Source organism: Erwinia sp. S38 (assembly GCF_016624545.1).
GTDB classification, from domain to species: Bacteria; Pseudomonadota; Gammaproteobacteria; order Enterobacterales; family Enterobacteriaceae; genus Erwinia; species Erwinia coffeiphila.
This window is the reverse complement of sequence record NZ_JACVTS010000004.1, coordinates 40,806-66,824: the sequence shown is the minus strand read 5'-3', so window position 1 is coordinate 66,824 and position 26,019 is coordinate 40,806. Positions and strand designations below refer to the sequence as shown.

The 26,019-nt window shown below is 56.9% G+C and carries 21 protein-coding genes; 6 read left to right on the top strand and 15 right to left on the bottom strand.

The window, feature by feature from the left end; translation table 11 throughout:
• Positions 1 to 98: 98 nt before the first annotated feature.
• The 4 genes from IBT46_RS06160 to codB form a co-directional block, all read right to left on the bottom strand.
• On the bottom strand, positions 99 to 2,531 hold the full coding sequence (locus IBT46_RS06160) for a membrane-bound PQQ-dependent dehydrogenase, glucose/quinate/shikimate family (RefSeq protein ID WP_200544880.1): 2,433 nt from the start codon (positions 2,529 to 2,531) through the stop codon (positions 99 to 101).
• A 482-nt stretch (positions 2,532 to 3,013) separates the two neighbouring features.
• On the bottom strand, positions 3,014 to 4,252 hold the full coding sequence (codA, locus tag IBT46_RS06155) for a cytosine deaminase (protein WP_200544879.1): 1,239 nt from the start codon (positions 4,250 to 4,252) through the stop codon (positions 3,014 to 3,016).
• Complete coding sequence (locus tag IBT46_RS06150) at positions 4,249 to 5,484, bottom strand: PucR family transcriptional regulator (protein ID WP_200544878.1); 1,236 nt, start codon at positions 5,482 to 5,484, stop codon at positions 4,249 to 4,251. The genes codA and IBT46_RS06150 overlap by 4 nt, the downstream gene beginning before the upstream one ends.
• Before the next feature lie 2 nt (positions 5,485 to 5,486).
• Positions 5,487 to 6,755 (bottom strand): cytosine permease, encoded by a 1,269-nt coding sequence (gene codB / locus IBT46_RS06145; protein WP_200544877.1) that lies wholly within the window; start codon positions 6,753 to 6,755, stop codon positions 5,487 to 5,489.
• A gap of 575 nt (positions 6,756 to 7,330) precedes the next feature.
• Here codB and IBT46_RS06140 point away from each other — a divergent pair.
• From IBT46_RS06140 to IBT46_RS06130, 3 genes are all read left to right on the top strand, one after another.
• Positions 7,331 to 9,802 (top strand): membrane-bound PQQ-dependent dehydrogenase, glucose/quinate/shikimate family, encoded by a 2,472-nt coding sequence (locus IBT46_RS06140; protein ID WP_234479994.1) that lies wholly within the window; start codon positions 7,331 to 7,333, stop codon positions 9,800 to 9,802.
• Between the two features lie 214 nt (positions 9,803 to 10,016).
• Positions 10,017 to 10,310 (top strand): hypothetical protein, encoded by a 294-nt coding sequence (locus IBT46_RS06135; RefSeq protein WP_200544876.1) that lies wholly within the window; start codon positions 10,017 to 10,019, stop codon positions 10,308 to 10,310.
• Positions 10,311 to 10,329: 19 nt separating this feature from the next.
• A complete protein-coding gene (locus tag IBT46_RS06130) occupies positions 10,330 to 10,602 on the top strand; it encodes a hypothetical protein (protein WP_200544875.1) in 273 nt (90 codons plus the stop codon).
• A 62-nt stretch (positions 10,603 to 10,664) separates the two neighbouring features.
• Here IBT46_RS06130 and IBT46_RS06125 read toward each other — a convergent pair whose 3' ends face one another.
• From IBT46_RS06125 to IBT46_RS06085, 9 genes are all read right to left on the bottom strand, one after another.
• A complete protein-coding gene (locus IBT46_RS06125; RefSeq protein ID WP_105591831.1) occupies positions 10,665 to 11,474 on the bottom strand; it encodes a transporter substrate-binding domain-containing protein in 810 nt (269 codons plus the stop codon).
• Positions 11,475 to 11,500: 26 nt separating this feature from the next.
• Complete coding sequence (locus IBT46_RS06120) at positions 11,501 to 13,510, bottom strand: FAD-dependent oxidoreductase (protein WP_200544874.1); 2,010 nt, start codon at positions 13,508 to 13,510, stop codon at positions 11,501 to 11,503.
• Positions 13,503 to 14,321 (bottom strand): amino acid ABC transporter ATP-binding protein, encoded by an 819-nt coding sequence (locus IBT46_RS06115; protein WP_234479993.1) that lies wholly within the window; start codon positions 14,319 to 14,321, stop codon positions 13,503 to 13,505. The genes IBT46_RS06120 and IBT46_RS06115 overlap by 8 nt, the downstream gene beginning before the upstream one ends.
• Positions 14,322 to 14,334: 13 nt before the next feature.
• A complete protein-coding gene (locus IBT46_RS06110) occupies positions 14,335 to 15,279 on the bottom strand; it encodes an amino acid ABC transporter permease (RefSeq protein WP_200544873.1) in 945 nt (314 codons plus the stop codon).
• Positions 15,280 to 15,393: 114 nt separating this feature from the next.
• Positions 15,394 to 16,200, bottom strand: a complete 807-nt coding sequence (locus IBT46_RS06105) for a transporter substrate-binding domain-containing protein (RefSeq protein ID WP_200544872.1) — start codon at positions 16,198 to 16,200, stop codon at positions 15,394 to 15,396.
• A 14-nt stretch (positions 16,201 to 16,214) separates the two neighbouring features.
• Complete coding sequence (locus IBT46_RS06100; protein WP_200544871.1) at positions 16,215 to 17,378, bottom strand: FAD-dependent oxidoreductase; 1,164 nt, start codon at positions 17,376 to 17,378, stop codon at positions 16,215 to 16,217.
• A 357-nt stretch (positions 17,379 to 17,735) separates the two neighbouring features.
• Positions 17,736 to 19,151: an efflux transporter outer membrane subunit gene (locus IBT46_RS06095; RefSeq protein WP_200544870.1), complete on the bottom strand. Its 1,416-nt coding sequence runs from the start codon at positions 19,149 to 19,151 to the stop codon at positions 17,736 to 17,738.
• Complete coding sequence (locus IBT46_RS06090; protein ID WP_200544869.1) at positions 19,148 to 20,200, bottom strand: HlyD family secretion protein; 1,053 nt, start codon at positions 20,198 to 20,200, stop codon at positions 19,148 to 19,150. The genes IBT46_RS06095 and IBT46_RS06090 overlap by 4 nt, the downstream gene beginning before the upstream one ends.
• A gap of 9 nt (positions 20,201 to 20,209) precedes the next feature.
• Positions 20,210 to 21,757, bottom strand: coding sequence for an MFS transporter (locus IBT46_RS06085; protein WP_200544868.1), 1,548 nt, complete (start codon positions 21,755 to 21,757; stop codon positions 20,210 to 20,212).
• Positions 21,758 to 21,937: 180 nt separating this feature from the next.
• On the opposite strand from IBT46_RS06085, the gene IBT46_RS06080 reads away from it, so the two are divergent.
• The gene (locus tag IBT46_RS06080) at positions 21,938 to 22,423 is read left to right on the top strand and encodes a universal stress protein (protein WP_200544867.1); all 486 of its coding nucleotides are present in this window, start codon (positions 21,938 to 21,940) and stop codon (positions 22,421 to 22,423) included.
• A 6-nt stretch (positions 22,424 to 22,429) separates the two neighbouring features.
• On the opposite strand, the gene IBT46_RS06075 is transcribed toward IBT46_RS06080, so the two are convergent.
• Both IBT46_RS06075 and IBT46_RS06070 read right to left on the bottom strand, forming a co-directional pair.
• Positions 22,430 to 23,338: a LysR family transcriptional regulator gene (locus tag IBT46_RS06075; RefSeq protein WP_200544866.1), complete on the bottom strand. Its 909-nt coding sequence runs from the start codon at positions 23,336 to 23,338 to the stop codon at positions 22,430 to 22,432.
• A 93-nt stretch (positions 23,339 to 23,431) separates the two neighbouring features.
• Positions 23,432 to 23,884 (bottom strand): helix-turn-helix domain-containing protein, encoded by a 453-nt coding sequence (locus IBT46_RS06070; RefSeq protein ID WP_200544865.1) that lies wholly within the window; start codon positions 23,882 to 23,884, stop codon positions 23,432 to 23,434.
• Positions 23,885 to 24,339: 455 nt separating this feature from the next.
• Between IBT46_RS06070 and IBT46_RS06065 the strand changes: the two genes are divergently transcribed.
• Both IBT46_RS06065 and IBT46_RS06060 read left to right on the top strand, forming a co-directional pair.
• The gene (locus IBT46_RS06065; protein ID WP_200544864.1) at positions 24,340 to 24,549 is read left to right on the top strand and encodes a YdgH/BhsA/McbA-like domain containing protein; all 210 of its coding nucleotides are present in this window, start codon (positions 24,340 to 24,342) and stop codon (positions 24,547 to 24,549) included.
• 811 nt (positions 24,550 to 25,360) lie between these two features.
• Positions 25,361 to 25,981 (top strand): response regulator transcription factor, encoded by a 621-nt coding sequence (locus IBT46_RS06060; RefSeq protein ID WP_200544863.1) that lies wholly within the window; start codon positions 25,361 to 25,363, stop codon positions 25,979 to 25,981.
• Positions 25,982 to 26,019: the final 38 nt, after the last annotated feature.

Here is a 26,019-nt window from a genome sequence, read left to right as displayed (position 1 = left end):
GATCGTTATTCCGGCAACCGATTTTTTAATCGCGCCGCCCGGCAGGCGCTCTGATTATGCAGAGCGCCGTTTAACAGACTATTCAGGGTAAAATTGAATCAGGGTAAGGCGTAGGCAATCACGTAATCGCCGCGATTTTTATTGGTGCCGGTGCGGGTCGCGCCGCCGTCCACCACCACGATGTACTGCTTGCCGTCCTTGCCGATATAGCTCATTGGCGTGCCCTGACCGCCGACCGGCAGACGGGTGCGCCAGACTTCCTTACCGGTATCGTTGTCGAACGCGCGCAGGTAGTAGTCCAGCGTGCCGTGGAAGAAGCTCAGTCCACCCGCCGTCACCAGTGGGCCACCCAGATTTGGCATGCCCAGCGGAATATACAGGTTTGGCACAATGCCCTCCTTCGGCAGGAAGCTGTTGTGGATCGGTGCATCCTGGATGCCGCCAAGCGGCACCTGCCACTTCACCTGATTGTTCGCCAGATCGATGGCGGTCAGCGAGCCGAACGGCGGTTTGAAGCACGGCGTACCCAGCGGTGACAGGAACATCCCGCGTTCCACGCCCCACGGCGTGCCCTTCTGCTCGGAATATTCGCCTTCGGTTGACGGTTTCAGCCCGCCCTTCGCGGCCTCTTCACGAGACAGGAAGCGCCCCACCATCGCCATGCGAATGTCATTGACGTAGAGCACACCGGTCGCCGGGTTGATCGCCATGCTGCCCCAGTTCTGGCCGCCGTAATAACCCGGCCAGATCAGCGTGTCCTGCTTATCCGACAGCGGCGTCCACTCCCCTTCGTAGCGCAGCTTCTTGAACTGAACGCGGCAGTAGAGCTGATCGAAAATCGTGGCTCCCCACATATCAGACTCTTTCAGCCGGTCGACGCCCACGGAGAGCGCGGAGTAAGGCTGGGTGTCAGCAACCTGCATCCCCGGCATGACATCGGTCGGTACTTTACGCTGCTCCACCGGGTAGACCGGCTTGCCGGTACGGCGATCCAGCACAAAGATCTGGCTGCGTTTAGTGCCCTGGATAATCACCGGAATGGTGGTGCCATCCTTCTGCGGCATATCGTACAGAATCGGCTGAGTGGAGACGTCGTAGTCAAACTGGTCAATGTTGGCGGTGCGGAAATGCCAGCGCTCCTTGCCGGTTTTCAGGTCGACGGCCACGATGGCATCGTTATATTCGTTCGAATACGGATGACGATCGCCGGTCCAGAAGTCAGGCGTCTGGTTGCCCGTCGGGAAATAGGCCAGACCCAGCTTAGGATCGTAGGCGGCGGTTCCCCAGAAGTTCGGTGTTTCAATCGGGTAGGTCTGCCCGGCCGGCAGCGGGCTGCTGTCGCTGGCACCGCGTTTCGCATCCCAGGCCCACAGGATCTTGCCGCTTGCCACATCATAGCCACGCACCACGCCGCCGGGCTCGCCAACGGTCAGGTTATCGTTCAGACGGCCCCCCACCATGATCACCCCGTCGGCCACCAGCGGCGCGGAGGTCACGTTATAACTGCCCTGCTGGCCCCCTTTGGCGTCAGCGGGCAGGCCCACGGTCAGATCGACGTAGCCGCCGTTGCCAAAATCTTCACACGGTTTTCCCGTTTCGGCATCCAGCGCCACAATGCGGGCATCGATGGTCGTTTCAATGATGCGTTTGCGGCAGGTGGCAGCAGCGGAAGCTCCCGCTTCGGTAACCTCGCCGGTGGTCGGGCTGGTCGCCGACAACGCGTCGAGATCGGCATAGCCCACCCCGCGGCATCGCTTCCAGCCCTGGTTGCTTTCGAAGATCTTCGGCTGCGGGTCGAAACGCCACTTCTCTTTACCGGTTGTCGCGTCAACCGCAATCACCTTGCTCAGCGGCGTACACAGATAAACGGTGTCGGCGACTTTCAGCGGGGTAACCTGATATTCGGCACCGTCCACCGCCATGTCTCCGGTGCGATAGGTCCAGGCGACCTTCAGATCCTTGACGTTGCTTTTGTTAATCTGGTCAAACTGGACGTATTTTTCACCGAGGGTGTTACGCCCCCAGGCCGACCAGTCGTTGCCGCCTTCGTGACCGGCCTGAGGATTAATCACCGGTGCGGCTTCACCCGATGCGGTGACTTCCGCATGGGGAACGAAAATGCCGCTAACCAGCGCGACCAGGGCAATAAAGAAGGCACCGGCCGTGGTAAACGCCGACTTTTTGCCGGGGGCCGGCAGACCATTTTTCCGGGTCAGCCACGGCGCGCACAGCGATGCCAGCATACCGATACCGAGGAACACCGTTACGCGCGGCAGGAACTGCCAGAAATCATCGCCAATTTCCCAGCAGGCCCAGATCACGCTGTACAGCGCCAGCCCGAGAGCTACCGGCCAGGCGAAGAAACGCCTGCGCAGTAGCCCGTAGCCGGTGATGCACAACAGAACCCCTGCGAACAAATAGAACCAGACTCCCCCTAATACCGCGAGATACGCACCGCCTGCCGCCAGTGCTGCCCCCAGGATAATCACCAGTGCACCGATAGCGCCCAGTAGCCAAACAGATTTTGTCATTTTGTCTTCTTCCGCTTACTTGCCATTGTTATCTGTGAGGCATAAATCGATATTTAAATCGCCTCTTATTGACACATAAAGAGTCAAATTAGACACAAAGTAGATCTAAAGAGACAATTGAGACAATGAAAGAAGATCAGAAATGAGACGCAAATCGAATTTTTATTTCAGAAATGCTTAAAAATGAATCATACAGTCTGAATAAGTGCAAAAATAAAGCTGGCCGGACATCAACTTATGCCAGCCATTGGTTTTTTCACAAAATGATGCAAAAAGACTCATTAATGATTTCTCACTTAGCTACGGGTTATAAAGGGATCTTAATCAGCAATTGTGGGCGTACGACCAGATTCGCTATCCGCACGCCCGGAGAATCGCGGAGAGAGCCGAACTGCCTGCGACGATCGGCTTGCCATTAACTCAGTTCTGTATGTTTAGCGGTGTCTTTCGCCCGGCAGCTAACCGCCGGGCGAACTTATCGGTTACTCGGGATAGCCAATCCGTTCCGGCTGGCGCTGCATAATGATTTTACCGTGTCGAATCGAGGTCAGCACCCGGGCCTGACGGCACAGCGCATCGTAGTCATTTTCGGCATCCAGGATCAGCAAGTTCGCCGGGCGTCCTTCGGCAATGCCGTAGTTATCCCCGAGGCACATCGCCCGCGCGCTGTTATCGGTAATCAGGTCGAGGCAGCGCTGCAAATCGTCATACCCCAGCATGTGGCAGATATGCAGACCGGCATCAAGGATGCGCATGATGTTGCCGTTCCCCAGCGGATACCACGGGTCCTGGATGGAGTCCTGCGCAAAGCAGACGTTGATCCCGGCCCGGTCCAGCTCCGCCACGCGCGTGACGCCGCGACGTTTCGGCCAGGTGTCGAAGCGGCCCTGTAAATGAATGCTCTCCGTTGGGCAGGAGATAAAGTTAATGCCCGACGCCTTGAGCAAGCGGAACAGCTTGGAACAGTAAGCGTTGTCGTAAGATCCCATAGCGCAGGTATGGCTGGCGGTTACCTTCGCCCCTATCCCGCGTACCCGCGCTTCTTCCGCCAGCACTTCCAGGAAGCGCGACTGCGGATCGTCGATTTCATCGCAGTGTACATCCACCAGGCAGTTGTGGCGCTCGGCCAGGTCCATCAGGAAAGCCAGCGAACTGATGCCTTTCTCGCGGGTGAATTCGTAGTGCGGAATGCCGCCCACCACGTCAGCACCCATCTCAATGGCGCGGGTCATCAGCGCGCGGCCGTCGGGGAAGGATTCGATGCCCTCCTGCGGGAACGCCACGATTTGCAGGTCAATAAGATGAGCCGCCTCTTTTTTCACGGCCAGCATCGCCTCAAGCGCCGTCAGGGAGGGGTCGGTAACATCAATATGCGTACGAACGTGCTGCACGCCATTATCGCGCAGCATACCAATGGTTTTCAGCGCGCGCTGGCGCGTGTCTTCAATCGTAACGGTCTGTTTGCGCTGGCTCCAGCGGGCGATCCCTTCGAACAGCGTGCCGCTCCGGTTCCACTCCGGTTCGCCCGCCGTCAGCGTGGCATCAAGATGGATGTGTGGCTCAACAAACGGCGGGATAACCAGCTTTTGCTGCGCGTCGAGATCGTCGGTCCCGGCCACCTGCACAGAGGACTGCTCGGTGATGCGGTTAATCACGCCGTCAATTAATTCAAGGGTATAGAGTGATGCTTTATGGCGCAGGCGCGCGTTGATCAGTTTCATAGATGTTCCCGTAAATGGTTTTGTGACATACGCCAGATCGTCAGCGCGACCGAGGCGTTGAGATGGAACTGTGGATGACCGATCGCATAGCCGGTCAGCTTTTCAATACGTTGAATGCGTTGATGCAGGGTGTTGCGGTGGATGCCCAACCGCTCGGCGGCCCTGACCACGTTGCCGTTCTCCTGGAACAGCGTTTCCAGCGTCTCCATCAGCAGCCAGGGGCTTTTGCGGTCGCGCTCTATCAGGCAGCCGAGGTGGTCATGCATAAAATCACTCAGCAGCGCCGGGTCGTTGATGGCAGAGAGCAGCTTAATAAACCCCAGCTGCTGATAGTCGCTGATGCGCTGCGCCGGGCGCAGATTCTCACTCAGATCCAGCGCCTGACGCGCCTGCGACAGCGCGCGCTGATAGTCCTGCAGCTGCTGCACCTTCGCCGACAGGCCGCACAGCAGCGACAGCCCCTCATTGCCTTCCGCCAGTTCACGCAGCCACTGCTGCAACCACGTTTTCTGCTGATAAAAATCATCTTGCTCGTCCGGCAGCAGGAAGATAAACATATTGCCGCGCTCGACCAGCGGAAAGCTGTTGCCCTGCTGGTTCAGCTGCTGCTGCAGGCGCTGGCGTAGAGTACGGCGCGCCTGCTGTAGCCAGGCTTCGGCGTGCTCGGGGGGAAACTGGCGAAACAGGTTTTGTATCCCCTCCAGGCGCAGTGCGGCCACCCGCAGCGGGCGGGTGAAATCCAGCTGCTGATGGATTGCGCGCTGCTGTAGCATCTGCAAATCGGGATAATCGCCGGTTAACAGCTGCATCAGAATATCGCGCTGCGACTGCAGGGCATTTTCACTGCGCACCAGGGCGGTTCCAATCCGTTCGGTCACGATCACCATCTTCAGCAAATAGGGCTGCTCGATCAGCGGGATACCCAGCTCGTCGGCCAGTGCGATAAGGCGCGGCGGGATTGACTGAATATAGGCGTCACCGGTGAGGATCACCATGCCGGCGATCCCGCGCTGTTTGCCCTCCATCAGCAGTTGGATCAGATTGTCCTCATCGCGGGGATGATTGATGCCGGTGATAAACACCAGCTCACCCCCCATGATCCAGTCCGCGATAGTTTCGTTTTCCGCCACATAGTACCAGCGCACCGCCAGCTGCAACCCCTGCCCGCCCGCGCGCAGCCGCAGGGCGGAAAGCCCGTCCAGAGCAAGGATATCGCTCAGCGTCAGGCTCATGGTTACTGCTCCGCGACCGAATCGGCGGCGGGCTGGCGTTTGCCGAGGCGGGTCAGGGCAATATAGACCAGCGCGGAAACAGTAATCCCCACCAGCGGTGCGATCCACGGCGACAGATAAGCCACCACCGCCCCCACCGCGTAGGCGCAAAGCCCCGACCAGTTAAAGCGCGGTAAGCGGGCCGTGTGCAGTAAAGGATAGCGGCCACCGCGATAGAACCAGTAGTCGGCGAGGATAACGCCGCCGATCGGCGGGATAATGCTGCCCAACAGAACCAGGAATGGGATCAGCATTTCATACATACCGCCAATCGCCAGCAGAATACCGACCCCGGCGGAAACAACCGTCAGCGTACGGCGGCGTTCGCTGCGCAGCAGATGGCAGGCGGCCGCCGAGACGTTATAAATCGTCGGCCCCTGGATCGTCAGCAGGTTCAGGCACAGCATCACCACCGCAGCGGCGGACAGCCCCTGCAAAATCAGTACCTCGACAATATCGGCCTGCTGGTAAACGATCGCACACCAGGCTCCGGCCACAATCATCAGCCCGTTACCAATCAGGAAGCTGCTCATACTGGCCACGATGGCGGTACGGCTGGAGCGGGCCAGGCGCGTCCAGTTTGTCGCCTGGGTCGCGCCGCTGGCGAAGGTGCCGAATACCATGGTAATTGCCGCCGACCAGGTCATGGTTTGGCTGGCGTTAGGCTCGATCAGCGTCATCGCCTGCCAGCCACCGGCGTGATGAGCAGCGATGTACATCGATATCACCAGCAGAATAAACATCAGCGGCACAGACACGCGGGACAGCGCATCCAGCCCCTTGTAGCCCACCAGCGCGGTGACGCAAAACAGAATACCGAACAGGATCATCAGCGGAACGGTCATCACCTCGGGTATGCCGAGGATTTTGACCAGTGAAATAGCCACGGTCGCCGTCCCCCAGGCGTACCAGCCCAGTTCAGCGAAGCCCAGGATAAAATCCGCCAGCTTGCTGCCGATTTCTCCGAAGCAGAAACGCCCCATCAGCACGGTATTCAACCCGCTGCGGGCCGCGATCCAGCCGAGCGACGCGGCATAGAGCGCCAGCAGCAGGTTACCAATCACGGCAATCCACAGCAGGTTAACAATGGAAAACGAGACGCCCAGTTTTCCTCCCGCGAACATCGTGCCGGTAAAGAACGTGAAGCTGAACAGGACCATGGAAATCGAAAATACACCCTTGCGCCCCGAGGCGGGCGCTTCGACGAGCGGAAAATCATTGCTGTTTGACATAGTGAACCCCTGAGTGGCTGTCTGAATGGCTATGCCAGTAACAGCAAGAGATATGCCAAAATTTTCCGGGCAGAGACTACATAGCAAAGTGGGCACTTTGCACATAAAACACCACTAACGCGCCGTCAATTGTCATGAAAGTGTGCAGGGTGCAGCCTTTCGCACCATAACGGAGCAGCGAATACAGTCGTTGCCCGTGTTTTCATGGAAGGCGAAAATGCCTGTCACCCGGGCCTTCAGTTTAAGGGCTATGCCATCGCGCCGGGTACCCTTGCGTGGACAGCAGTAGAAAAGCTGAAATAAATTTCATCGCCCGTAATCAAGGCGTTTTACGGTCCGATTTAAACAGGAAATAAAAATTCCCATGACCTGCGGAAATTAAATTTCATTATTTCAGAGACTGTTTCCGGTGTCTGAACAGCGCCTTATAAATCCCTTTATTTATCATGGATAACGCATTTAACCCACTCTAACCCCCTAAAATCCGTAGCCAAATCACGGACTTCACCCCTTGTGCTACCATTGTAAAGGCGTGTAAACGCCCTTCTTTATATTTATTGGCAAAGGAAAACATTTTGAAAATTTCAAAGCGTTTACCCAGACTTTCCGTCTGGAATAAGCTTTTCGCTATCGCCCTGCTGTTATTTGGCGCGGGCATGGTTTATGGCGGAGGCTGGTTGGTTGCTGCAGGCGGAACCTGGTATTACCTGTTAGCAGGGATAGGATCGGTTATTTCTGCCGTCCTGATTTTCATGCGCCGATCCAGTGCGGTGTACTGGTTTGCTCTGGTGTTTATCGGCACCCTGTTCTGGACGATTTATGAGTCAGGGCTGGACTACTGGGGCTGGGTACCTCGTTTTGACCTGATGCTGATACTGGGGATCGTGTTTGCTTTTCAACTGCCGTCCCTGGCTCCCGGATTTAGCAAAAAACTGTCGCTGACCCTGACGGGGATATTTGCTGTCGGGTTTATCGCGGCGGTGATTATTCCGTTTACTGCCCTGAACGTGACGCCGGCATCCGATGTGCCTGCTGCGGGTAAGGATACTTTCGCGACCGATACCGGCTCCGGTAAGGCGTCATCGCCCTCTTCTGGCGACTGGTATACCTATGGCGGATCGCTCGCCTCACAGCGCTTTGCGGAATCAACCGAAATCACCCCTGAGAATGTAAAAGACCTCAAGCTGGCCTGGCAATTCAGAACCGGAGACCTGCCGAAAACGCGCTGGGGCGCAGAAAACACCCCGATTAAGGTCGGAGATACGCTCTATACCTGTACGCCACACAACCAGGTGTTTGCTCTGGATGCCGCTACCGGCAAAGAAAAGTGGCACTTCGATCCGAAAGTGAGCGACAAGTCTATCCCTTACACCGCGGCGTGCCGCGGACTGACCTGGTACGATGCCACGACCAACAGCCATGTCACCGCTGCGGATAATGCTGTCGCTGCCGTTCCCGCCGGTTCAGGCGGAGATAATGACTGTGACCAGCGCATCATCCTGGGCACGCTCGATGCCCGCATTATCCAGCTGAATGCGAAAACGGGTGAAGTCTGTAAAGATTTCGGCAACGGCGGTACCGTGAATTTAGCTGAGGATATGGGCGAAATTTACGAAGGCTACGTGGCGATTAACTCCGCACCGGTGGTGATCCGTAACACGCTGGTCGTGGCTCACCAGACTATCGATGGCCAGCGCGCTTTCGGCCCGCCGGGCGTTATCAAAGCCTACGATGTCCTTACCGGGAAGCTGAAATGGGCGTGGGATGCTGCCGCGCCGGAAACCAGCACGCCTAAAACCGGTCCCGATGCCTACAAGCGGGGTTCGCCCGACGTCTGGACCTCATTTACCGGTGACGATAAGCTGGGCCTGGTCTATCTTCCCGTCGCCAACTCCTCAGGAGATTACTGGAGCAGTTCCCGTACCGCCGCGGAGAACAAATACGCGGTTTCACTGACCGCCATCAACGTGGAAACCGGTCTTCCGGTGTGGTCGTTCCAGACCGCGCACAAAGACGTCTGGGACTACGATCAGGGTTCACAGCCAACACTGATTGACTACCCGGATAAAAACGGTCAGAAAATACCTGCCATTATTGTCCCCACCAAGCAGGGAGAAATTTATGTTCTCGATCGCCGCACGGGTCAGTCCCTGTTTGGCGTTGAGGAGCGTCCGGTGCCGGGGGGTGGCGTTGAGCCAAAAGATCGCTCCCCGACGCAACCGTATTCTCTGTTCCACCATCTGAGCAAGCCGGACCTGACCCCTCAGGATATGTGGGGACTCACGCCGTTCGATCAGATGGTGTGCCGCATTCAGTTCCAGAAAGCGGGCTATCAGGGACAGTACACGCCGCCAGAGGCCGATCGTCATACCATTGAGTATCCGGGCTACAACGGGGGTTCAGACTGGGGCAGCGTTTCATTCGATCCCGGCCGTGGCATTATCATCGCCAACTACAATGATATGCCGAACCTGAATATTTTAGTGCCCCGCAAGAAGGCCGATGAGCTTGGCTGGAAACCCCGGGATCAGATCCCGCACAATCCACACGATACCGGCCATGCCGAAGGCGCCGGCGACCCGCAAATCGGCGTACCGTATGCGGTGAATGTTAACGCGGGCTGGCGTCTGCCGTTCACCGGTATGCTGTGTAAAGAACCTCCTTACGGCGGTATCCGGGCGATTGACGTGCGCGATGGCCGTACGATTTGGGATCGGCCTCTGGGAACGGCCCGCCGCAATGGTCCATTTGGCCTGCCGACCGGTTTACCCATCAACATCGGAACCCCGAATAACGGCGGTTCAGTCGTCACGTCGAGCGGTCTGATCTTTGTGGCTGCGGCGACCGATGATCTAATCCGTGCTATCGATATTACAACGGGTAAAACAGTCTGGAGCACGCCGTTACCGGCGGGAGGACAGGCGAATCCAATGATCTATACCCAGAACGGGCGTGAGTATCTGGTCATCGTTGCCGCGGGGCATCACTTTATGGAAACCCCCGCAGGCGACTATGTTCTGGCCTATGCCTTACCTGAGAAAAAATAACGATATGGCATGATAATCAAGCGCGCCACGGCGCGCTTTTTTTTGCCCCGAACCTGAATTAATTAACCGGAGATCCCGTTCAGCCTGACGTTGTTTCAGGCGGGACTTCAAACCGCCAGCATTCGCCTGAGGGTTTTCTCAAATACTGAAGTACCCGGAGCACTGTCACAGCATCCTGTTGTAAAATAGCTAAAAAGGGAGGGAGAGGATGTTAATGCGACAAACAGCGGTTAGTTTTACTTCAGCGCTTTGCTGGATAAGCTTCTGGATCGGTACGGTTCTGGTCGGCACGTCATGGCTTTACGCAAAGCTACAGGGGCTGGTATTTCTGACGGGAATTGAAAAGGGGCTGCTGGCCTTACAATCCCCCGACAGCACCGTGGCGTTATTACTCTCCGCCGGTGCGATGCTGATTGCTCTGGGGTTAATTTTCGTTCCCCTTTACTACTCTGCGCTTTTGGTCGGTGCCTTCGTCAAAATTCTCACCCGTCGGCCGATCAGAATCTGATGCGAAGAGGGAGCGGAAAATGAAAGAAAAGTTCGAGGTTGTCTTTACCACCAGCTCAACATCTGAAGATATCTACGGTGAGATTCTGTACGACAGCCAAATCCTTTGCAGGCTGATTAAAACAGACGATGAAGACGAAGAAGTGGAAATCGAATTTTTCTTCGATCAGATTGTTCTTGAGCGGAAAGCTGAAAGACGCTTTCCGCTCAGGGAGTTCATGAATGTCGTGCATGAAGTCGAGGGTGAACTGATTCGCTGGCTCAAAAATATTAATAACGCAGAGAAAAAATAAACGACTCAATTATCGTTCTGTATCCTGCTTATCAACGTTTCACCCGCCATCAGCCCGGGGGACTATTTCCCCGGATTGAGTTCAGAATGGTCAATGGCGACATCCTCAACGCCATATTTGGCGAGGATCTTTTGGTAAGTGCCGTCTTTGATTAATGAATTGATCGCTTCGACCCAGTATTTCGCATTGCCTGAAGATTTACTGACGGGAATTCCGGCATAGACCGTGTCAAAGATGGGCCCGACGCGCTTTAAATCAGCCTGTTTCTGCAACAGCCAGCCATTCTCCCCGGTATAGCCCAATGTGGCATCTGCACGACCGGAGCGCAGCGCCAGCCAGGTCGCGCCGCGATCGGGGAACTGACTCACTTTCACCGCTGATTTGCCACTCGATTCACACTGCTGTGAAATCTGCTCAAAGGTTTTCGTCGACGGGTGGCTGGCAAGCAGCGCAACGGTTTTACCGCACAGATCGCTGAGCTTCACGTCCTGTTTCAGGGGGGAGTTTTTCAGCACAATCAGCTGATAGCCCGCCCGCACCGTTGAGGCGATATCGACCACCTGCTGCCGCTCTGGCGTGGCATCCAGCCCGGCCGCCAGCGTGAATTTACCCGACTGAATCGCCGGTATCACGGCGGCAAAATCACCGCTGGTCACCGCTAATTTTGCCCCCAGCCGATGTGCTGCCTCATTGGCAATATCGTAAAAATAACCCGTTGGTTGCCCCTGGTCGTTTTTGTACGACAGCGGCTCCCAGTCATACTGGATTGCGGTGACCAGCGTTTTTCCCTCGTAGGGTGAGTTGGCGATCGTGGTGGCATTAGCCTGGCTCGCGGCCAGCAGGACCGACAGCGCAATAAAGCTCTTTTTCATTCTTTTTTCCCAAGTTGAAGTGACGGCTACAAAGCCGGAATTAAAGAAACATTGCCAAATGAACGCGCCGCCAGATAGCCTTCCCGCGTGGCTTCAGTGAGTCCGCGCGGTGCACGGGCATCCCCCACCAGCTGTACAGAAAATCCGGCCTGCTTCGCGGCGAGATACAGCGCGTTATTCCCGGCGGGGATCAGTGAGGTCACCAGCATGGCGAATGAATCGGAGAGCGGGTTCCACGCGCCGCTGAGCTGATTTTGTACCTGCAAATATCCCTGATGCAGCCCCACGCGGTGTTCCGCCTGGAAATTCACCCCAAGCTTCGCCAGACGACTCACTGCGGGTAGCCGAACGGTGTCATTCAGTCCCTGTCCCGCCCATTTCAGGGAGGTGACAAACTCAATCTGATGGCCCTGCTGCGCGAGAAACTCGGCCACGCTGAGTGCCGCGCGACCGCCCCATTCGTCATAAACCATCACCGAACCCGGGACGCTGGCAGCGTGTTGCAACGCCTGATTAACGGTGAGGATCTCGCCCGAAAAACCGGCGTGACCGTCGCCGACCGCGTTTTCCTGGCTGCCGGTGGCGATAATCACCCGATCGGCCGCCGCCGCGTGTAGTTTTTCCAGCGTCACCTCATCACCCAGGCGAAACTCTGCCCCGCTGTGCGTCAGTTCGCGGACATACCAGTCGATGATATTGCGCAGATCCTGGCGATGAGGCACCTGTTCTATCAGCGCCAGCTGCCCGCCGGGTCTGGATGCGCGGTCATACAGCACCACCTGATGTCCCTGCAAGGCCGCATTACGCGCGGCCTCCAGTCCGGCAGGCCCGGCACCGACCACCACCACCTTTAAGGCTTTTTCGTTGACCGGCGCCTGCCAGCGTGCGGCCTCCGCTTCACGACCGGCAACCGGATTGAATGCGCAGTGAATAGGCTTGCCGTCGGCAACGCGCTGCCAGCAGCCGGACTGAATGCCGACGCAGGGGCGCGTACGGTCGCTTGCTCCCTGCTGCGCGTTACGCGGCAGATCGGGATCGGCAACCAGCTCGCGCGCCATGGTGACAGCGTCACAAACGCCCTCGGTAATTAAGCGGTCCGCCAGCGCCACATTCAGCACGCGCCCGGCCAGCCAGATCGGTAAATGCGGTAACTGGCGCTTCAACGTGGCTGCCGCCTGCTGCCACAGTGCAGGCGGAAAGCTGGAGTCCGGGAGATTCGTCGCCACCCCCCAGCCGCTGGAAAAATTACCGCCGCTCACCGAGAGATAATCCAGCAGGCCGCTGTTACCCAGCGCCACAATCTGTTCGGTGAGTTCAGCCCTTTCTTCCGCCTGCGGTGCCAGTTCCAGATTGACGCGCGCGCCCACCACTAATCGGGTGCCGATGCGGGCGCGGATACGTTCCAGAATCGCCAGCGCAAAACGGCTGCGGTTTTCCGCGCTGCCACCCCAGCGGTCCTCCCGCACATTGGTTTCCGGGCTGAGGAACTGCTGCACCAGATTGCCGTGGCCAAAATGCAGTTCAATGCCATCCACTTTCGTCTGCGCGACGGCCTCCGCAGCGGCGGCGAAATCGTTGATGATCTGTTCAATCTGCGCCTCATCCAGCGCCAGCGGCACGCGGACTGCGCCCCCGTATTCGCGCTGCGGGATCGCCGACGCGGAAAACAAAATTTCGTCACTGCGATTCGGGCCAAGAAACGCCTGACGGCCGGGATGATTAAGCTGCACAAAGCAGTAAGCACCGTGCGCCTGTATCCGGCTGGCCAGGCGATCGTATTTGCCGTCCCGCGCTTCATCGTGCACGTAAAAATCACCGCAGCCCGCACTGACCGCATTCGCCTGAGTGATCACCACGGCCGCGCCACCTTCAGCGCGCCGCGCTTCGTAGGCGAGTAAATCTTCGTTGTGCGTGCCCGGCCCCAGAGACGTACCGTGGCCGGAGTTGATGATGCGGTTTCGCAGCAGCAAATGCCCCACCCGCAGCGGTTGGAAAACGGCCTCAAATACCGGTGTTTTAACGATGATGTCAGACATGTTCAGCCTCGCTGCGCAGAGAGGAGATTTGTTGCAGGAAGGCCCGCGTCCGCAGTTGCTGCGGATCATCAAGCACCTGCTGCGGTGAGCCATATTCCACAATGTGGCCTTTATCCAGAAACGCCACATTGCTGGCAACCCGGCGGGCAAACTGCATTTCATGGGTGGCAACCACCATTGTGATCCCGGTTGCCGCCAGATCGGTCATCACCGCCAGCACTTCATTAACCAGTTCGGGGTCGAGTGCGCTGGTCGGTTCATCAAACAAAATCAACGCGGGATCGCGCGCCAGGGCACGGGCAATGGCCACGCGCTGCTGCTGGCCGCCTGAAAGCGATGCGGGCCAGGCATCCGCTTTGTGCGCCAGACCAACACGTTCAAGCAGCGCACGCGCTTTACCTTCGGCTTTCCCGCGCTGGCCCTGCAAACGCGGGGCCAGCATGACGTTTTGCAGAACGGTCAGATGCGGAAACAGGTTGAACTGCTGGAAGACGAAACCAATGCGATCGCGCTGCTGCCGGATGATTTTTTCCGGGGCGGTATATAAGTTGCCGCTTCGCTCCACGATGCCCAGCGGCGTGTCGTGAAAAAACACCACCCCGCTGTCCGGTGACTCCAGCGTCGCCAGCAGGCGTAGTAGCGTACTTTTACCCGAACCCGATGGGCCAATCAGGCACAGCACTTCACCTTCGACAATATCGAGGTCGATATGCTGCAGGACGATGTTATCGTCATAGCGTTTCTGTAAACGACGGGCGCGCAGCACCGTCGACTTTTTATTATCCAAAGCCGGGACAGGGGATTCGCTCATAGCAGAACCTTAATTATTTTCGATGATACCCGCGACCGTAATAACGCTCGCTCCAGTGTTGTAATAAAGACAATACGGACGTGACAACCACATACCAGAATGTCGCCACGAGTAATAACGGAATAATTTTGTAATTTCGGTTGTAAATAAGTTGGGCAGAATAAAGCAGCTCCGTCACCGCCACGACGCTGATAATTGATGTGCCTTTTAAGTTATCAATCAGGAAATTTCCCAGGGCGGGAATAATCGTGCGAAGCGACTGCGGCAGGGTAATTTTGATAAATATCTCTGACGGCGAAAGCCCCAGCATGGTGGCCGCTTCTTTTTGTCCCTGCGGAACCGCCAGCAGCCCTCCCCGAATAAACTCCGCTGAATAAGCCATACCGTGCAGGGTTAAACCGAGAATCGAGGCGCCAATCGCGCTAATAAGATCGTTCGTTGATACGCTGAACCAGGGCTCACCACCGGGCCAGCCCAGCGTCAGACGCGGTACAAGATAGCCAATGTTAAACCAGAACAGTAGCTGCACCAGCAGTGGCGTTGCACGAAACAGCCAGATATAGCTCCAGGCGAAAAGAGAAACCACCGGGTTACGCGAGAGCCGCATCAAAGCGACCACCACGCCAAAGACCACGCTCAGCAGGGTTACCAGAGCGGTCAGCCAGAGTGTTGTCCACAGGCCTTTGAGGATCTGGCTGTCAAATAAATAATGCCCGACCAGCGGCCAGTCAAATGCCGGATTTTCCGCTGCCTGCCAGATTAAAATAATTAACACAGCGCTGACGGCGATCGCAGAAAGATGTCTGCGCCAGCGCCACGCCTGGCGAACGCCGTGTTTTTCTTCCGCCTGATTAATACGCTGTAGCGTGTCGAGATTAGAGGACGAAACGGCCTGGTCAGGCGGTCGTGTGGTATGACCCGGTACAATTTTCACCAGGCTTTCATTTATTTCACTCATGATATTACCGGTTAACAATAAAGGTAATGAAATGGCATTAAGTCAGTTATCACTATTCTGCTCAATGCCGATTTATGCATTCCTTTGCCGGTTTTTTACGATATTGACGGGGGCTTATTTAGCCGGGTTGATCACCACCGTTTTCAGCGCCACGCTTTCTACACCGTATTTTTGTAAAATCTTTTGATAACTGCCGTCAGCAATCAACGAATTCACCGCGTCAGCCCACAGCTGGGCATGTCCCTGCTGTTTATCAACGGCGAAACCGGACTGACCGCTGTTAAATACCGGCCCGGTAACCCGCCAGGTTGGATCTTTTTTAACTATCCAGCCCGCTTCGCCGGTATAGACCGGAGTGAGTTCAGCCTGACCGCTTTTTACCGCCAGCCACGCCGCAGAGCGCGACGGATAGATGGCCACCTTCAGCGCCGGTTTGCCCTGCTGCTGGCAGGCCGCTGCCTGCTGGTTCAGCGCATCAATGGTAGATTGCCCGGCCAGTGCGGCGACGGAATGACCGCAGAGCGATGTCAGCTCGCTGGAGAGTTTTACGGGGCCATCGCTGCGGGTAATAAACGAATAACCGGCATCAATCAAAGGCACGATATCCACCACCTGCTGGCGCGGCACGGTGGCATCGGTGCCAAGCGCCAGATCGTAGCGGTGGCTTTGCAGACCGGGAATAAAGGTATCAAAAGTGCCATTCTTAACGTCCAGCTTCGCGCCCAGCTTATTTGCCGCCGCTGAAACTATTTCGTAGAAATAGCCACTGTTTTCGCCCTTATCGTCAACAAAGACGACCGGTTCGTAGTCATTCTGCATAATGCCGTGCAGCTGTTTATCTTTTAACGTTGTCGCTAAAGGCGCGGCCAGTGCAGCGTGCGTCAGGCTACCGATTAAAGCAGCCAGTAATATTTTCTTCATGAGATACCCGGTGATTATCGAGAGTAAACCGCCTGCGGTTCAGCAAAATGCCGTTCAGGCGAAAAAAGAGGCCAGTCGCGGGCAATATTGACTTCGCCTGCAACGGCCTCAGACAGCAACTCGCCCAGCGCGGGGGCCAGTTTGAAGCCATGCCCGGACAGGCCAATGCCAATCCAGACGTGGGAATGGTTTTTCAGTTCGCCAATCAGCGGAGCCTGATCGTGGGTGTAGGCTTCCGGCCAGGTGCCGCCGCCCACTATGGTGCGGTGTGCGCCGTTCACCGCATCCGCCACGTGACGATCGAGGCGCTCGTTGAGCACCGGGGTCAGACTGCCGGTGGCTTCAGTGGCGACAAGTTCGGGGTCGTGCAGTTCATTCAGCTCCGCATCGCCCACAAAGAATTTAAAGTTTTTGCCATCCGGCAGGGGCTGGGTATTCCACATCGCCCGCCCGGCGCTCACGCGCATCGTCGGAGGGAACGCCACGCTGTCGAAGCCGCTTTCTTTGCCCACGTGGAAGCTCATGCCGAGTCGGCGTGAGGAGATGGGTAAATCGGGGAACAGCCGCTTGCTCCACGCACCAGTGGTCACAATCACCCGATCAAAAGAGCTTACTTTACCGTTAATCGTCAGTTCGACCGCGCCGTCTCGCGCCACAATCTCGTCGATTTGAGTCTGCTCATGCACCTTTGCCCCCAGCTGCTGCGCCTGCCCGGCGGATGCCAGCAGCAGTTCATGCGTCAGCAAAATGCCCCCGGCGGGGTCAAAAATGCCTTCCTCATCTTCATCAATATTCAGGCGCGGGAATCTCTGATTCAGCGCCGCGCGCGATAGTCGCTCATGGGGTAGGTTTTGCTGCTTCGCCGAATTTTCCACCGCCGTAAACCACGGGCTGTCAGGCGTGCCGATGGTGAGGCATCCTCCCCCCCAAAACAGCTGGGTTTGCTGTTCCTGCTCCAGCTGATGCCAGAGCTGGCTGGCGCGCTGGAGCAGGGTCGTGTAAGCCGCGCCCTCACCGTAGATCAGGCGATGCTGACGAGAACGGCCCCCTGATGCACCGATATTATTCCCGACGCGATACTGCTCGAATCCCTCAACGTGAAAACCTTTGCGTGCCAGTGCCAGCAGGGTTGCACAGCCCAGCGCACCCAGTCCTACCACTGCTATCTTGATGGTCATGATGGCGACAGCCTTAAAAGAAAATACGATCTGCGCATGTCGACAGCTCTCCCTTACGCGCAGCGGACAGGCGGCACGGGGAAAGCGTTCAGCATCAGGTGCGCAAAATATTAAACGGAAGACAGGGCGAAATAATCGATATGGCATCTGCCATCATTCATTCCGCCTGAATAAGACAACCATACTGGAATGGTCAGAGGGGGTTGTAAAATCACTATATCGGCTATGTAATTCGGTAAAACAGATATGCGAAGAATTATATAACGGTTTCTTTATTATTTAGTGATGGCGATAAAAAGGTTACGCCAGTTGCGTAACCTTTTTAATTGAGCGTTTTACTTTATGAGAAAGCGAGGGTTAACTCTTGCCGCTCTCCCACCCTCCTCCCAGCGCCTGATACAGCCGTACCAGCGCCAGCGACACATTGGCATCGCTTTTTACCTGCTCCTGCTGCGAAGCCAGCAGCCCTTTTTGCATGGTCAGCACGTTGAGGAAGTCGGTGGCACCCGCCTCGTACTGCTTCGATGCCGCCGCCAGCGCGATGCGATCGTTTTCCACCAGGGTTGCCAGCTGGCTGCGCTGGCGCTGATAGGTGTCGTAATCCACCATCGCGTCACTTACTTCATGCCAGGCCTTGAGCACCGTGGACTGATAGTGGATTGCCGCTTCCTGCTGCTGCGCTTTTTTCAACGCCAGCTGGCCGCGCAGCCGTCCGCCTTCGAATATCGGCAGATTCAGCGACGGACCGAAGCTGTAAAGGCGCGATCCCCAGTTCCCCAGCTGGCTGAACTGCATCGCCTGTAGCCCGACGTTGCCGCTCAGGGTAATACTTGGATAGAAATCTGCGGTCGCCACGCCAATATCGGCGGTGGCCGCATGCAGCTGCGCCTCGGCGGCGCGGATATCCGGTCGGCGCTGCGCCAGCTCGGACGGCAGACCGACCGGCACTTCCGGCGGCGTCAGCGGCAGCGGTCGGCTCCCGGCCAGCCGCTCGGTTAATGCCCCCGGGTTTTCGCCCAGCAGGAAGCTTAGCGAGTTCATCAGGTGCGTTTCCTGCTGTTCGAGGATCGGCAGGGTCGATTCCACCGAGGCTACCTGCGCCTGCGCCTGGGCCACCTCCAGCCGGGTAGCCACGCCGTCGTCCATGCGGATGCCGGTCAGCTTCAGGCTGTGGCGGGCGATATCCAGGTTTTGCAGGCTGATATCGCGCTGGAGCTGCACGCTGCGCAGCTGGAAATAATCACTGACGGTCGCCGCCTGCACGGTTAACAGCACCGCACGGCGCTGGTCGTCGCTGACCTCTACGCGGGCGGCAGACGATTCCCGTTCCCGCCGCAGCCGTCCCCACATATCCAGCTCCCAGGATGCGCCGATGCCCGGCTGCCACACGCTCCAGGCCTTTTTACCGCCCAGGCCGGAGATATCCTGCAGCCCGTTCTGGCTGTTGCGGGCGCGCTGGTACGACGCCGTAGCGTCAACCGACGGCAGGCTCTCCCCGGTCACCACACGGTGCTCCGCCTGCGCCTGTAACAGACGTGCGCCCGCCGCCTGCACATCGAGGTTGCTGCGCGCGGATTGCTCAACCAGTGCGGTCAGCGTGTCATCATGGAAAATTTGCCACCACTGCGGCTGCAGTTCGCGTTCAGCAATGCGCCCCGGCGCGTGACCCTGCGGCCACGCCTGCGGGCTGCTCACCGCAGGCGGCGTGAAGTCCGGGCCGACCATGCAGCCGCTCAGCAGCAGAATACTGGTGGCTAAGGCAGTCAGTTTCATGATTTCTCTCCTGCCTTCACGGTATGAATAGTGGCCTCCACCGCCATGCCCACCCGCAGCTGCTCCGCCTGCCGCTGGCCGCCGTCGAGTTCAATTTTGACCGGAATACGCTGCACCACCTTGGTAAAGTTGCCGGTGGCGTTATCCGGCGTAATCGCCGAGAAGGTGACGCCCGTCGCCGGGGCAAAGCTGTTTACCACACCGTGCAGCAGCGCCCCGCCGAAGCTGTCGACGCGGATATCCACCCGCTGCCCCGGCCGCACGTGCTCAAGCTGGGTTTCCTGAAAATTGGCTACCACGTAGGCTTTATTCAGCGGCACCACCGCCAGCATCGGCGTGCCGGGCGTGACGTACGCCCCCTCACGCACGACGCGCTGCCCGATCCATCCTGCAATCGGGGCCAGGATTTTGGTGTACGACAGGTTCAGTCTGGCGGTATCCAGCATCGCCTGCGATCGCTGTAGCTCGCCCTGCGCCCGCTGGAACTCCGCCTGTAACACCACGGTTTTCGCCCGGGCGGCGTTGAGCGTGGCGGTATCGCGTGCCACGTTGGCCTGAGCGGTGTCGATCCGCGATCGTGCCAGCTGGGCATTTTGCTGGCTGCCCGCGCCGTGGGCGGCCAGGTCGAGATAGCGCGCCAGTTCCGCTTTAGCAAAGACATAACCGGCCCGGCTGGCGGCCAGCGTGGCGTCAGCCTGAGCAATCATCGACTGCTGCTGCGCCAGGCTGGCGCTGGCATTGTCCACCGTGGCCTGCTGCACCACCACGCTGGCCTCTGCCGCGTTCAGTTCCGACAGCAGATCGCGGTCATCGATCTCCACCAGCAGCTGCCCCTGTTCCACATACTGATTGTCTTTAACCGCCACCCGCGCAATCTGCCCGGTGATACGCGGCGTGACCACGGTGTAGTCGGCGCGGATAAAGGCATCGTTGGTTCGCTGGTCGGCGCTGTCGCCCAGCAGGCCAAACCCGATCCCTGCCGCCACGGCCAGTACGGCGGCCCCGGCCACAATCGGTACGTTCTTCTTAGTCAATTTCAATAAAGTCATGTTCAAGCCTTATGCATGAGAAGCGGCAAGCGGTCGCGGTGGATACACGCGGGTTGCCATTAAAGGAATAAATAAAATCAGAATCGCGGTCAGCAGAGTCATCACCTGATAAACGTCGGCAGAAGCCAGTACCACCGCCTGCACGTGGATCTGTTCCGCCAGCGCGGACAGGCCTTCACCGTCAGAAGGAGGGATCGACAGCGCCTGACCGCTGTTGCCCCACTGATTGACCAGCGTGTTGGAGTGGAAATGCTCACGCGCGGTGGTCAGCCCTTCCAGTACGCCGGTACCTACTACCGCCGCCATGCCCTTCACGGTGTTAAACCACGCGGAAGCAAATGGCCCTTCGGCGGGCGGCAGGCCGTTGGTCGCCAGCATCAGCAGTGGTATCACCGCCATCGGCTGCCCGAGGATTTGCAGCATTTGCAGGCCGTAGAAGTTGTCGCGTATCCAGTCGGAGGTCATAGCGCTGCCGAGGTAGCAGGTCACGGCGATCAGACCCAGACCGCAGGCAAGCACCCAGCGGCAGTCAACGCGGGTGAAATTGCACAGCGCCGAGACCAGCGGCAGCGCAACCAGCTGACCCAGCGCCACGTACAGCGCCAGCGGCACGGTTTGCAGCGGCCGGTAGCCCTGGATCTCCGCCAGATACCCAGCCGGTATCCCCGGCACCGCCACCAGAACAACCAGCACCCCGCCGAGGGTAATCAGCGAGAAGGTTAAGTTACGCCGCGCCAGCTGCTGCACTTTGAAAAACGGCAGCGGATGGAACCATTCGTTGATCATAAACAGCGTCAGGGTTGTCAGCCCCAGCAGCAGCATCCGGCAGATAAACGGTGAATCCAGCCAGCCCAGCCGCGTGCCCTGCTCCAGGACCACCACCAGCGAGGTAATGGCCGGGAGTCCGAGCAGCAGACCCACCCAGTTGAACTGCGCGAAGCGTTCCAGCCGCAACGGGTCCTGTGGAATACCCCAGGAAACGGCGGCCATCGCCAGCAGGCAGATCGGGATGATTTGCCAGAACACCATTTGCCAGCCGGTATACTCGGTCCACAACGCCGCCAGCGGAATGCCCAGATTCGGTCCGAACGTTGCCGTCAGCGCATAGGCCCCCAGGCCGTACAGCTTGATCCCCGGCGGTAAAAACCGCAGCGCCGCACTCATCAGCATCGGCGGCAGGCAGCCGCCAAACAGCCCCTGGATCGTGCGCAGCACGTAGAGGGTCGGCAAATTGGGTGCCAGCGGGCACAGCATCCCCGCCAGCATAAACACGGCGGTCACGCCGAAGGTAAAACGGCGCAGCGACAGCGTGGCCGAAAACCACGGTGCAAACGCCATCGCCGCCACCTGCGCGGCTTCATACAGCGTGGTCAGCCAGCTGCCTTCATCGTGGCTGACCGACAGCACACCGCGAACGTCGGTCATGGCGATATCCGTTACATGCTCGTTTAATCCGGCCACCAGCGATGCCAGCAAAATACCGGTTAGCCCTGTCATGATGCGCAGGTCAAACGCCGCCGCGGGCGGCGCAGCTTTGGGTTGCGCGAGTGTTTGCATAGTTCATCCTTTCCAGTCGATCAGGCGCACAGTCTAGAAAGATGCAGGAGGGACAGGAATTGCGATGTGTGCAGCCGAGGCGTGCGTCTGGCGCACTGGTCAGATGCGCCCGGAGGCATTTATTTACCCGCCTGAGAACCGGAAGATGCGTGCTTTAACCCTGTCTAAGAAGGAAACAGCATGTTTAATACGATACTGGTCGCGCTGGACGGTTCGCCGCAGTCGCTGGCGGTGATTGAGCTCAGCCGTAAAGTCACCGCCGGACACCCGGCAACAATACATATTCTGTGCGTGGTCGACGGCGCATATCTGCTGCCAGAGGAAAACTATTTTTACCTGGAGGAGCAGCATGCAACGGAGGCCAGCGACGGTTTGATTTACCCTCCGGCCGATCGCGAATATCAGGCCGCGCAGGAAACGGTGAATCAGGCCGTTGGCAGCCTGCGCTGGGAGAATCGCAAGGTGAGCGGGCTGATCGTCGGCGGTGAGCCGACGCAGGTGATTATCCAGCAGGCGGCAAGGCTGAAGGTCGATCTGATTGTGATGGGGCACCGGCATTTATCGTCGCTGAAGCGCTGGGTCGAACACTCCATCGTCAAGGAAGTGATCGACCTCGCGGCCTGTCCGGTGCTGGTTGAAAACGAAGAGACGGAGCAGTCGTGCTAAGCCAGGTTACGCCCCATCAGATTGAACACAGAGTTGGTGAATAGTCCGCCGCAGCCACTGATGGGCGGGATCGTTCTGGAATCGCGGATGCCAGGCCTGCACGATAGGAATGGCATCCAGCTCAACCGGCAGCGGAAACGCCCGCGTTTTAATCCCCATCTCCTGCACCGCGCGGACCACGTGGCCCGGTAGCGGCAGGATCAGATCGGAGTTCCCCAGCGAAAACACTCCCGAATGGAAGGTCGGCACCACCAGCGAGATATGGCGCACCAGCCCCAGTTCCGCCAGGCGTTTGTCGATCGGCCCCCGCGCACGTCCGCGACGCGACACGCTGATCTGTTCGTAGCGGGCAAAGGATTCCGGGGTGATCTCGCTGGCGAAAATCGGATGATCCTCTCGCGCCAGCCCCATAAAATGGGTGGAAAACAGCGACTGCACGTGGATATCGTCCCCCAGCGGTCGCATCGCGCTGATATACAGATCCACCTTGCCGTCGCGCAGGCTGTCTTCATCGCTGCCGCTTTCCGGGGTAAAGCGCAGGCCAACGTTGCCCGCTTCCTGCCGCAGGCGGCTGAGCAGCACGCCGCCAAATGCGCTGATAAACACATCGTTGGCGTGCAGCGTGAAGGTGCGCTCCAGCTGGGATAAATCCACCCCCGACTGCGGCTGAAGCAGGCGAATCGCCTCACCCATCACCTGATGAACTTCGTCCCTGAGCGCCAGCGCCCGGGGGGTGGGCACCATTTTCCGCCCCGACTTAACCAGAATCGGGTCACCCAGCTGATGCCGGATACGGGTCAGGGTGCGGCTCATCGCCGGCGGGCTGAGGTTCATTCTGCGCGCCGCACCAATCACCGACCCCTCATCCAGCAACGCATCCAGCGCAATAATCAGATTTAAATCAGGAATTTTCATACTCGTTTATCACGTCAACATCCGTGCCCTAACATAGCCAGAAAGCGACCGTCAGCAAAGATAAACCGCTTTGTGATAAGCCGTAACGGATGTTCATTGCTCTGCACCGGACAGGCAGCGCCAGGCGAAGATAACGCTGTTTCGCGGCTGCTGCGTCCGCCGGGCGTGCCTTTTTCTGAACGTAGCAGGCGGCACATTCAGGTACTTACGGAACGTTCGTGAGAAGGTTTGCTGGCTGGTGAATCCGTTATCAAACGCGATTTGCATAATGTCTTTATCGGTAAACAACAGCGACTGTGCCGCGCGGATCAAACGCCGGGTGCGAATATATTCGGCCAGGTTGTAGCCCGTTTGTTTTCTGAACACGCGCTGGAAGTGCGAATGGCCGTAGCCGCTCTTGCGGGTGACGGTACTGACCCTGATACGTTCGTTATCAAGGTTATCTTCGATCCACGGAAGAATATCCTGTACCACCGACTTGATTCCCCATGCCGAACAGGGCTCCCTGCGGGTTAACGGCTCTCGTTCAGGGCTGATAATGTGCATGTTTTCTCCATTCCGCTCATTTTACAGATCGGACAGCGGATAAATCGAAGTTATTCGCTCGGCGAGCAAGCTAAAAGTGGAGGATGATTATCTACTTAGCGGAGGGGGAAAATAAATTATACAGATGGATAGGTATACGGACAGATAGTGATACGAAGAGATAATTGATTAGTTTTCAAATGGACAATTAAACGCGAAAAATCCCAGCCATGATTCACCCCTCCCCTTTAAACACGATCATGCGCTTTTAAGATGCGCCTGAGTGGTTGAACTGCCGTTGTCTGCCAGGCAGACACGCAATTTACAGGCAACCAAATGACCCGATCAATATAATTCAAATTTTTTGACTTACTTCAGCAAAAGACAGGGATGTTTTTCATCCCGCCACAGGTCTACTATGCATTCCATCGAGGCGAAACGCTTCACTCAAAACAAAATCAACTGAGGAAATAATCATGAAATCTATCAAAACTTTCGTTGCAGTATCGGCACTAGCTCTGGTTTCATTCAGTAGCATGGCGCAAAACATCACCGCAACTGCCTCTACTCTGGACGCGGCAGAAGCCAAAGTGGCCGCACAGGCAAAACAGAGTGGTGCAAGCTATAAAATTACCGGTGCCCGCGTGGATAACCAGGCTTACGTTACCGCCGAGCTGATCAAATAATCTCCCATGCCGGAACTCTCTCCTGACGCCTGTGAACGGTTAATCGCAGGCGGCCGGGAGTGGAATACCCACGCGATGGCGATGTTAAGGTCCGACCGGTTCCTCGCCCTGCATGGGTTTGTTTCAGACCGTTCCTCTCTGTTGCGTCGTCCTCATCCGTTTTGCTTGTTAATGATAAGAAAAATTTCACGCTGATTTCTCGCGCCTGCCCTCCATCATAATTCGCCAATTTCTATTTGCTTTTTAAGCATTGCCGCAGAAAAGCCCGGAAGTATCAAACGTCACCGCAAGGCGTTAATTTTATGATCGATCCGGATGTTAATTGCCCATAAAATCCCGGCCCACTCTATTCCCTTCTTTTCACATGGGTAATATTGCCGCGTGAGAATATGAAAATAACGTCCGGTACGTTTCATTACTCCTTACCTGTTTGAATAATATTATTTAACTATCCACCCAAAAATGAGGTATTAAGGTAAGTATTGACCAATGTGAGAGTAAAAAATTCGTCATGACAACTAAGATTATTCTTAATAACAGTATCAATTCGCCAGCGGGAAATATTTTGCAATAATCACTCCATCATGGTCATTTACAATAAACTAGCCACGAAAAATGCATTTTGCACATGATTTCATCAGGTTAGCAACAACCCTGCCGTAAGAAAAATAGTCGTCATTTACAGATAGTTGGTATAGTATTTAATAATTAAAGGATACGGCCTTTATATAATCCTTACAAATAAAAATATTTCGCACCTTAAAGTACATACATTTTCGTTACGACCATAACATCAACTGAGAATCTGCCAATGAATCATACTGTTTATCTTGTTGATGATGATGCATCCGTGATTGCCGCACTGACCAACCTGCTTAAATCTGAAGATTATCGTGTCGCCCCGTTTACCTCTCCTCAGTCTTTCCTTGCAGAATCACTCTCCACAGGCCCTTGCTGCCTGATTGTCGATATCAATATGCCAGGATCTGACGGTTTCGATGTGACGCGTGCGCTCAGCGAACGCGGCTACTCAATTCCCACCATCTTTCTTACCGGGTTCGGCACCATCCCCATCACGGTAAAAGCGATGAAGGCCGGAGCCTGTGAGTTTTTAACCAAGCCGGTCGATCCTGAACATCTGCTGCAGGCCGTGGCAGAAGCGCTACGGATTTCCGAACAGGGTATGGAAGCTGCGCGGGAAAAGCTGGCGCTAACCGAGCGTCATCTGACGCTGACCCCGCGTGAAAACGAAGTCATGATGCTGGCGATTGGCGGATTGCAGAATAAACAGATTGCCGCCGAGATGGGCGTCAGTGAGATCACTGCCAAGGTACATAAGCGCAGGGTGATGGAAAAAATGCAGGTGCGATCGCTGTCGGACCTGGTCAGGGCTGCCGAGCGGCTCAGCATCGTTAAATCAGCCAGCCGCTAGCGTTTTCAGAGCCTGTAACATTGCAGGCCCAGAACATT

What these genes read in the sequence shown, in the direction of transcription:
- IBT46_RS06100 (WP_200544871.1), bottom strand. Translation starts at nt 17,378, where the DNA reads ATGACCATCAAGATAGCAGTGGTAGGACTGGGTGCGCTGGGCTGTGCA.
- IBT46_RS06060 (WP_200544863.1), top strand. Translation starts at nt 25,361, where the DNA reads ATGAATCATACTGTTTATCTTGTTGATGATGATGCATCCGTGATTGCC.
- IBT46_RS06080 (WP_200544867.1), top strand. Translation starts at nt 21,938, where the DNA reads ATGTTTAATACGATACTGGTCGCGCTGGACGGTTCGCCGCAGTCGCTG.
- IBT46_RS06115 (WP_234479993.1), bottom strand. Translation starts at nt 14,321, where the DNA reads ATGAGCGAATCCCCTGTCCCGGCTTTGGATAATAAAAAGTCGACGGTG.
- IBT46_RS06075 (WP_200544866.1), bottom strand. Translation starts at nt 23,338, where the DNA reads ATGAAAATTCCTGATTTAAATCTGATTATTGCGCTGGATGCGTTGCTG.
- IBT46_RS06130 (WP_200544875.1), top strand. Translation starts at nt 10,330, where the DNA reads ATGAAAGAAAAGTTCGAGGTTGTCTTTACCACCAGCTCAACATCTGAA.
- IBT46_RS06135 (WP_200544876.1), top strand. Translation starts at nt 10,017, where the DNA reads ATGCGACAAACAGCGGTTAGTTTTACTTCAGCGCTTTGCTGGATAAGC.
- IBT46_RS06110 (WP_200544873.1), bottom strand. Translation starts at nt 15,279, where the DNA reads ATGAGTGAAATAAATGAAAGCCTGGTGAAAATTGTACCGGGTCATACC.
- IBT46_RS06120 (WP_200544874.1), bottom strand. Translation starts at nt 13,510, where the DNA reads ATGTCTGACATCATCGTTAAAACACCGGTATTTGAGGCCGTTTTCCAA.
- IBT46_RS06070 (WP_200544865.1), bottom strand. Translation starts at nt 23,884, where the DNA reads ATGCACATTATCAGCCCTGAACGAGAGCCGTTAACCCGCAGGGAGCCC.
- codA (WP_200544879.1), bottom strand. Translation starts at nt 4,252, where the DNA reads ATGAAACTGATCAACGCGCGCCTGCGCCATAAAGCATCACTCTATACC.
- IBT46_RS06095 (WP_200544870.1), bottom strand. Translation starts at nt 19,151, where the DNA reads ATGAAACTGACTGCCTTAGCCACCAGTATTCTGCTGCTGAGCGGCTGC.
- IBT46_RS06125 (WP_105591831.1), bottom strand. Translation starts at nt 11,474, where the DNA reads ATGAAAAAGAGCTTTATTGCGCTGTCGGTCCTGCTGGCCGCGAGCCAG.
- IBT46_RS06090 (WP_200544869.1), bottom strand. Translation starts at nt 20,200, where the DNA reads ATGACTTTATTGAAATTGACTAAGAAGAACGTACCGATTGTGGCCGGG.
- IBT46_RS06065 (WP_200544864.1), top strand. Translation starts at nt 24,340, where the DNA reads ATGAAATCTATCAAAACTTTCGTTGCAGTATCGGCACTAGCTCTGGTT.
- IBT46_RS06105 (WP_200544872.1), bottom strand. Translation starts at nt 16,200, where the DNA reads ATGAAGAAAATATTACTGGCTGCTTTAATCGGTAGCCTGACGCACGCT.
- codB (WP_200544877.1), bottom strand. Translation starts at nt 6,755, where the DNA reads ATGTCAAACAGCAATGATTTTCCGCTCGTCGAAGCGCCCGCCTCGGGG.
- IBT46_RS06085 (WP_200544868.1), bottom strand. Translation starts at nt 21,757, where the DNA reads ATGCAAACACTCGCGCAACCCAAAGCTGCGCCGCCCGCGGCGGCGTTT.
- IBT46_RS06150 (WP_200544878.1), bottom strand. Translation starts at nt 5,484, where the DNA reads ATGAGCCTGACGCTGAGCGATATCCTTGCTCTGGACGGGCTTTCCGCC.
- IBT46_RS06160 (WP_200544880.1), bottom strand. Translation starts at nt 2,531, where the DNA reads ATGACAAAATCTGTTTGGCTACTGGGCGCTATCGGTGCACTGGTGATT.